Source organism: Bartonella sp. AA1HLJMS, assembly GCF_042197445.1.
Lineage (GTDB): Bacteria > Pseudomonadota > Alphaproteobacteria > Rhizobiales > Rhizobiaceae > Bartonella.
Genome location: NZ_JBHIRW010000040.1, coordinates 1 through 8,204 on the forward strand (window position 1 = coordinate 1; position 8,204 = coordinate 8,204).

An 8,204-nucleotide genomic window follows, 5' to 3' on the forward strand; every position below is an offset into this window, starting at 1 on the left:
CGTACAGTAGAAAAATTAGGCATTGTTTATACTCCCATTGAGGTTGTTGATTTTATCATTCATTCTGTTGATGATGTGTTGCGTCATGAATTTGGAAAAAGTCTAGGATCACGTGGTGTTTCTATTCTTGACCCTTTTACGGGTACTGGGACCTTTATCACACGGCTATTACAATCCAATCTCATCAAACCAGAGGATATGGAATATAAATACCGTTATGATATCCACGCAAATGAGATTGTCTTGCTAGCCTATTACATAGCAGCCATTAATATCGAAGCAACCTATCATGGTCTTATGAAAGGAAATTATATCCCTTTCAAGCATATTGGTTTGGCTGATACGTTTCAGACGCTAAAAAAGCAAGATCTAATACAACGTCTATTAAAGGAAAACAGTGAATATTTAGAACTTCAGAAAAATCTCAATATTGAAGTTATTTTTGGCAATCCTCCTTATTCAACTGGTCAAAAAAGTGCTAATGATAATGCAAAGAATACGCCTTATCCGATATTAAATAACCGTATTGGTGAAACTTACGCCGCTCAATCTAAAGCAAGCCTTATGCGAAATCTTTATGATAGTTATATTCGTGCCATTCGCTGGGCAAGTGACCGTATAAAAGATTGTGGTGTGATTGGTTTTGTTACAAATGCAAGTTATATAGATACAAAATCTATGGATGGTTTACGCAAATGCCTAGTTGAAGAATTTTCAAGCCTTTATATTTTTCATTTACGAGGGAATCAAAGAACTTCTGGAGAACTTTCGCGAAAAGAAGGCGGTAAGATTTTTGGTGAAGGCTCTCGAACCCCTATTGCTATCTCTATTCTCGTAAAAAATCCAAACAACAGGGGAAAATATATTTCCGTGATATTGGAGATTACCTCACAAGAGAAAAAAAGCTTAAAACAATTAAAGAATTTGGTAGCATTAATGGTATTACACGAAGTAAACAAGGTTGGCAAATAATCACACCAGATAAACATGGTGATTGGCTTGGTCAACGTGATAACAATTTCAAAGCATTTTTAGCCACGGGTGTTAAGAAAGGTCATGGTAAAAAGCTTTTTGAAAATTTTTCGTGTGGTGTTGTAACTAGCCGTGATGCTTGGGTATACAATTCAAGCCATGAAGTTTTAGCTAAAAACATAAGTAATATGATTGCCTTCTATAACAGTGAAGTAAAGCGTTTTAATAATGCTTATGGACATGTTGATCGTAAAACACTTACAAAAGTTGTAGACAATTTCGTCAATACAGATGCCAGAAAAATCAGTTGGAGCCGTGCTCTTAAACAAGATTTAGCAAAAGGAAAGATTTTTAAATTTGAAGCTACATGCCTTATGCAAAGTTTATATCGTCCTTTTACACAACAGTGGCTCTATTACAATCGTGCCTTTAATGAAATGGTTTTACAAATGCCTCGTATATTCCCGATAGGGGAAACGGTTGAAAATATGGTAATACAAATTACAGGTATAGGAGCAAGAAGATTTTCTGTATTGATGAATAAAGCCTTACCTAGTTTAGATGCAATAGAAAAAGGTCAATGCTTTCCAAGATATTTTTACGAACACACTCCAGTTTCAAAGAGTAAAAATAAAAACCAATCCCTTTTATTTACAAACTCTATAGAAGAAAGCACAACAGCTGGTTTACAAAGGCGTGATGCCATTACTGATGAGGGACTAGAACATTTTAAAGCCGCTTATCCTAATCAAACCATAACAAAAGATGATTTGTTCTATTATGTTTATGGGATTTTACATTCGGAAGATTACCGTGCTCGTTATGCTGATAACCTCTCTAAAGAATTGCCTCGTATCCCTTGTGTAAAGAATGCTGAAGATTTTTGGAAGTTTGTAACAGCTGGGCGTGAATTGGGTCATTTGCATGTAAATTATGAAGATGTGGAACCTTATCCCGTGACCTTTAAAAAGGGTAATCCAAAACAGACAGAAATCTCTAATCTCGAAAAATTCTATTATGTGACTGAAATGAAATTCGCAAAAGCAGGTAAAGAGAAAGATAAAACCACTGTTATTTATAATAACAATATCACAATAACAGATATACCTCTTGAAGCTTATGCGTATATCGTCAATGGTAAACCCGCTCTTGAATGGGTTATGGGGCGTCAATGCGTAAAGACTGATAAAAAGAGTGGCATTGTGAATGATGCCAATCACTATGCTGTTGAAACCGTTGGCAACCCTGCTTATCCATTAGAGTTGTTTCAAAGGGTTATTACCGTAAGTTTAGAAACAATGAAGATTGTTAAGAGCTTACCAAAATTAGAAATAAGAGAAACTGAATAAGCTTATTAAAGCATGCTCACATAATGAGTGTGATAACCTTACAAGGGGTATAAGGTCTTATAACCATAATCTATACCTCTCTTGTTAAATTGCTTACATACAATCTTTAAAAGGAATGTTTATATGCATTATTCTAAAAAAGAGCATTTGCACTTTTTAACCCTGTACTTTGGATTGCTTTAAGACTTATAAGAAATCCCATCTTAAAGTGAATTAGATTTTTTACATTGCCTTTAAGAGATTATACCGTATTTAAAATGATAGCTTTATCCTTTTCAAAAGCTTTGTTTAAAGAGGGTTATGTATATTCATTTTCTTATATTACTTATAGGTTTTGAATGTTTCTCAAACCCTCAAAATACCTTCAAAAATATACCATGGGTTGTATTTATAGGTTGCATCTTAATATAGACTGTATCTCTAAAATGCTAATATATTGAAATATAATAACTTTTATTTTTTTATTGAAAAAAATAAATAAAGGGGAGTAAAAGGAACCCTCAAAATACTCAAAATCTTCAAAACTAACAACCATAAGGATCTTGATAGCATTTCTTATGAGTTACAAACTATCTTTTGAAAGGCTTTAAAGGATTATATGCTTTTCATAAAGCACGTTTTAATCACTCACTAAAATAATCTATTTTGTCAGTTCAATTTACTGACACATAACTGACAAATATATATTATGAATTGAATTTATGGGTTGTCTTTTAATAAAGGTTGCATCATTAAAATTATAACCTATTGAAATATATTGATTTTAATTTTCTCTCATTAAAAAAATAATATAGGCTCTAAAAAGAACTGACAACACTGACACGGTCTATTAAAAGGGATTTTTCTAATCTTTATAATGATCAATCTCTTTTTAGATGTTTTCATAACAAGCAATAAATCGCAATTATCCTATTTATCAACTAGTTGTATAACATCATCTAAGGTATAGGTTTTCATGAATCTTCCCCTGCATACTCTTTAATTCTTTTGCAGAGAAATTCATAAAAATTACTTGCGTAATATTCGGAATCTTCAGATGTATACTTGAGATAGAGTGGGCATTCACCATCCCGAAACTGCGTATAATCAAAATAAAAGGTTTCACCAAAATCAGTTGTGCAGATAACAAGTTGTTTGGGGTCCATAAAGCCATCTCTTCTATCGAGCAAATTTCGGTAAACAATATCACCAGCAGGAATACCTGCACAGATTTCATAAATACTGAATATTTCTTCACCTCCAATTTCTCCTCCTCCATAATTTTTTAAAAAATTCTTATAGGAAGAGGTAAATTGTAAACCAAGAGTGTTCTCAGCTGTTTTAATCCGTACATCATCAGGGGCATTATCTTGAGTACCAAAATTAATAACATGACTATGCATATCAACATATTGTGCAACATCTGATAAAGTATAACTTTTCATAAATTTTTCTCCATAAGTCACAGCGTGTTTTTACTCATAATGAGTGCTCCTAATGATCAATCTTTTTCTACTATAGCCAATGGAATTGAGATGAGATTGATAAAATCATAAGAGATATGTTCTTGACGGAGCTCTTTTCTCATCTGTCTCTGTACAATCATCTCGCATTTACAATATATGATGGAATTAAAGGAGGTGATCATTAAAGTTTAGAGAGCGCCTTTTAGGGATATTATTTCAATATTTGCAATAATTACTCTTTCTTTTTTCCTACTTAGGAATTTTTTTTGAAATCCAACAAATAACTTTTCTGATAAAATTTGTCTTTGGATTCATAGGAGCAACCAAACTCCTGCCTTGATAAAATGAGTAGAGAACCTCAACGAGAGGACTATCTTGTTCTTGTGTCACAGGATGTAACATAATAGGTCTAAAATCGACTCCAATAGGTGCTCTTCCTGATACCATTCTTTCCACATTTGTACCCGTTACTATCTGTCCTTCTTCTTTCCAAGAAGAAACTGTTTCGGGCTCAAACAGTTCATCTTCCTGATAAACTTTTTGACTTTTAAATTCCACCGGCTCAGCTGCCCCCATACTTTTTTTCTTTATCCATTTCATGATTCATAATCCCCTCAATTTTTTCAAAATAATCAATTTATTCTTTGTTCTAAATAGACTTAAATAAACTCTCCTTCCAAGAGCGAGGTTATTCCTCGCTAGAAAGCTCTGAGTGATCATCAAAATCTTTTGCTACCCGTTCAATCAAAGCGTAGCTCACTTGCTTCACCTTTGCTACTTCTTTGGCTAAAGCTAATGCACGTTCAAGGTGGGTTTTGTTGATGCTTTCGTCAAAGCCTAGGTGATCACCTGCCGTAAAGCTTTTCTGATAAGATTGTAAGGTTTCAGCATCACCCAACAAAGCAAGAGCGCCAAGATGAAGTAAAGCATAATGTGCATCGTTTGCTTCAGACGTGGTGCTTTTTTCCCAAGGAGCAGCGCCATAATCAGAGCGAAGTCTTTTAGAAAGGTCAATGTCTGTTACCGCCCATTCTAAAGCATCATCAAGCGCCTGTGTTAAACGATCCGTAGTGACTTCTGGTTCAAAGATTTCTAATCCCTTGGCTTCAAAATTAAGCTGTATATCTGGAATATCTTCCGTGTAGGTAGGATCAATGAATTTACAAGCAGCGGAAAGAATGCCCGTGCTAATCATAAAGGCGCTATCAAATTGCGGGTAGTCTTTGGCAATTTCGTCGTTGTAAAGAATATCTACTTCACGATCAGCCAATTGATAGCTTGCCATATGGTCATTCTCATTGATTTTCTCGGTTGACCAGCCTAAGCTTTTTAAAAGTGCATGAGCACTTTCCATGGTGAGACGATCATCATTGTCATCCACTTCATCCACTTCCTCTGCCACTTCAACAGAAGTTGTTTTAGAAGCAACAGATGCTGTTTGCGCATCCAAGCTTAAAATCGGTGCATTTTTCGGAAAACCTGCTCGATAACCCCGTGCAAGAGTAAGAGAGTTGTCAATCGTATATTTCGTGATACCTTCCACAAAGCCTAGATGGTTCTTTGCCCTGAAACTTTCCTTATAAAATTTGAGCTTTTCAATATCACCAATCAGAATGAGTGCTATAAAGTGACGTGCCACAAGGTGAGCTTCACTGTTTGTTGGCAAAGCGGCATAATCATAGATGATTTGATTGACATTTTGCCGATCAGCCCACTCAAGTATATCTGTACAAATCTCCTTTAGCTTGCCTTCATCCAATTCAGTACTAGAAACTGTATAAAATTCTTCTGCCTCTTTGAGAGCTATATATTGGGGCAATCTAGGAAACATCTCTCTATGAGCAGTAGAAAAGCCAAGTGTTGAAAGCGAAGCCTTAAATACAACAATCGGCTCTTCTTCATCACTTTGAAGACTGTACATTATATTGATGATACGGTCTTTACTTACAAAATAAGCATTGCGATCATAGTTCTTATCGCGATAAACTGTCCACCCCATCCTTTTTAAGTCTTCAGAAACTGTATTAAGAAAAGACAAATCTTGCAAACTAAGACGATCATCTATGGCTTTTCGCTCATTAAAGATTTTCAGATGCTCTTCAGCAAATTGAACTGCGTGATTAACATACTTCTCCACTTCACGGTCTTCTAAATGTCCAGAAATCGTACCGGCTTCTAAAAAATTTTGATAAGATTTCAGGATATCAATTTGACCTGTCAATGCTAAACAAGCTAAATGCCAGACTATACGTATATTGTAGCTATACTTTTGAACACGTGTTTTGCTTTCTATTGATGCTTGTAAATCTTGGGCACGTGCCCATTGTATTATTCGCTCAGAGATTTTGATAAGCTCTTGCTCATCTAATGTCTCTACACAAATATCAATGCCTTTATCAACCCCACGAAAATTCTCTCCTCCAATCGTATTAAAAGATCGATAAATATCCGTAGGTCGTACAAGATTACGTTGTCTACAAAAATGAATATACAAGCAAGCCAAAGAAATTTCTTCATTAGATATTTCAGCTTCGAGATGAATATTGTACTGATCATAGAGATGTACAAAGCCAAAATCTAACTTAATAAAACGATCCGGCAAAACCAACCACATTTTACCAAGCTCTGTGGCAAACCACCCTTGAATTTTAAAAATGCGAGTTGCTGCTGTAAGACTCATCGACCACTGTTTAGGTTTTTTACGCGCTAAAATGTCATCTAACTCCCCGTTTTTATAAGCTTGCGCAAAAAGAATGAGGCGCTCAATCCACCCTATTGTTTTGTAATCTGAAAATTCTGGTACATGTAATTGGGGTGTAAACTTAGAACTTTTTAAAGCCTCAATATCACCAAGTAATGCTTCTGCAACAGCAGAATGATTGGCTGCTTTTTCACGTAATTTTTGTTCAATATCTTGTGCTTTCGCCCAAGCGATAACCCTATTTAAAGATTCCTTAACATGGCTTTCTGAGAGATCTGAAGCTGTAACATCGAAATCCTCTTTCGCAGAAAACAGCGTATCTTCATACTTATCCTGTGATACTTCACCACTAGCATATTCCCAAGCAAGGCAATAAGCAGCAGTGGTAAGATCAGCCGATAGCCGAAACTTTCCCCCATCCTCTCCATAATCTACAACATCATAACTAATGCCTACAATGCGATCGGGAAGATGATAATGCGCAAACATACTACCATCTTCAGCACGATAAGGTTCCCAGCCAAGCGTTTTTAAAATCTCTGTCACGTCTTTAGTTCGCATCGCTATTCACTTTCATTCAAAAAGTCCTGGATAATGAAAAACGTTAACGTCAGTTTTGTCTAACTTATTATTCAATTGTTCTTTAATCCATTTTCTATTCTCATTTTCCAATTCTTTCTTACTTCCTTTAAAATCTTTGAAATCTTTTTGATATTTTTCTAAGAACTCTTTGTTTTCTTTAAGAAATTCCGTAAACTTGCCTTTTGTGGGCTCTGCATTTCCTTCTTTATATGCCTCTTTTAAAATCTTTTGTTGTTCACTTAATTTAGAATTCTTCCCCGTTTTTACCTCGCCAATTTTTATTTTACCATTCTCTATATAAACAATATCCGCACGAGATCTTACTACCCCCTTATCCGTCTTAGTTTTGAATACTATTTCTGTTTTGCATGTTCTACATCCTTCATCATTTAATTCTTGTTTTTTCTCATCGCGTTTTTTATCATGATGCTTCCTGACTTGTTCAAGTATGTTACCCTTTCCATCATTATTGTTTTGTGGTTCTTTATTGTTTCCGTTTTTTTTCTTATTTTTACTTTCCTTCTGAGAATCTTTATTTTTTTCTTCTTGTGAGTTTTGATTTGTTTTTTCGCTATCTTCTGCAGAATTTTTCGATGCAAACCAATAGGTAAGGAAATCAGCTATAGCGGTTCTATTGTTAGGAGATTGAACAATAGTTGCTCCACCAGCCATAAAAAGAGACAGAGCTGCCAACTCTTGTGGCGTAAGCGACACAATGAACGCTACAGCAGCTGCTACCGCAGGAAGAAAATTATTTTCGGCAGCATTACCTGCGGCATCAGCGCCAGTATTGACATCACCACCAGCAAGGGCAGCAGCAAAGCCCCCCGCTATGCGCGCGATATCAATGGCATGATCATTAAAATCAGAAAACTGTGCTTCAATCTTTGCATTGATACGCGCTTGTTCTTCTGCCGTTGGAACACGACCATCCAATGCTGCTATTTCTTTTTGTATAAAATTTTTGGTCGACAGTTTAAACTGGAGCATAGCAGTGGCTTCGCCCACAGCACCCCCCACAGCACCGGCAGAGCAAGCACCGCTCGCAACCGCGCCTTTTAAGCAGCCAAGTCCTGCATGGGCAACGATCTGCGTGACCGTATCTATTTTGCCTTCAGCCTTGGCGGTACCGATTTCTTCCGCCAACGATTTGCC

General features: G+C 35.9%; 4 protein-coding genes and 1 pseudogene. 1 reads left to right on the forward strand and 4 read right to left on the reverse strand.

Translation table 11 applies throughout. The features are described from left to right. Positions 1–2,321 (forward strand): annotated as a pseudogene (locus tag ACFIQE_RS07990) (type ISP restriction/modification enzyme); the annotation flags it as partial. A 953-nt stretch (positions 2,322–3,274) separates the two neighbouring features. On the opposite strand, the gene ACFIQE_RS07995 reads toward ACFIQE_RS07990, so the two are convergent. The 4 genes from ACFIQE_RS07995 to ACFIQE_RS08010 all read right to left on the reverse strand — a co-directional run. After that, positions 3,275–3,745, reverse strand: a complete 471-nt coding sequence (locus ACFIQE_RS07995) for an SMI1/KNR4 family protein (RefSeq protein WP_375707494.1) — start codon at positions 3,743–3,745, stop codon at positions 3,275–3,277. Between the two features lie 270 nt (positions 3,746–4,015). Then, positions 4,016–4,366: an HNH/ENDO VII family nuclease gene (locus ACFIQE_RS08000; RefSeq protein WP_375618707.1), complete on the reverse strand. Its 351-nt coding sequence runs from the start codon at positions 4,364–4,366 to the stop codon at positions 4,016–4,018. Between the two features lie 88 nt (positions 4,367–4,454). Beyond that, positions 4,455–7,028 carry a DUF6990 domain-containing protein gene (locus tag ACFIQE_RS08005; RefSeq protein WP_375707495.1) on the reverse strand — a complete coding sequence of 858 codons (2,574 nt, stop codon included), beginning with the start codon at positions 7,026–7,028 and terminating at the stop codon, positions 4,455–4,457. 12 nt (positions 7,029–7,040) lie between these two features. Further along, positions 7,041–8,204, reverse strand: a 1,164-nt coding sequence (locus ACFIQE_RS08010) for a VENN motif pre-toxin domain-containing protein (protein WP_375707496.1), incomplete at its 5' end; no start/stop codon positions are given.

Coding starts and splice junctions, on each gene's coding strand:
- ACFIQE_RS07995 (WP_375707494.1), bottom strand. CDS start 3,745: ATGAAAAGTTATACTTTATCAGATGTTGCACAATATGTTGATATGCAT.
- ACFIQE_RS08000 (WP_375618707.1), bottom strand. CDS start 4,366: ATGAAATGGATAAAGAAAAAAAGTATGGGGGCAGCTGAGCCGGTGGAA.
- ACFIQE_RS08005 (WP_375707495.1), bottom strand. CDS start 7,028: ATGCGAACTAAAGACGTGACAGAGATTTTAAAAACGCTTGGCTGGGAA.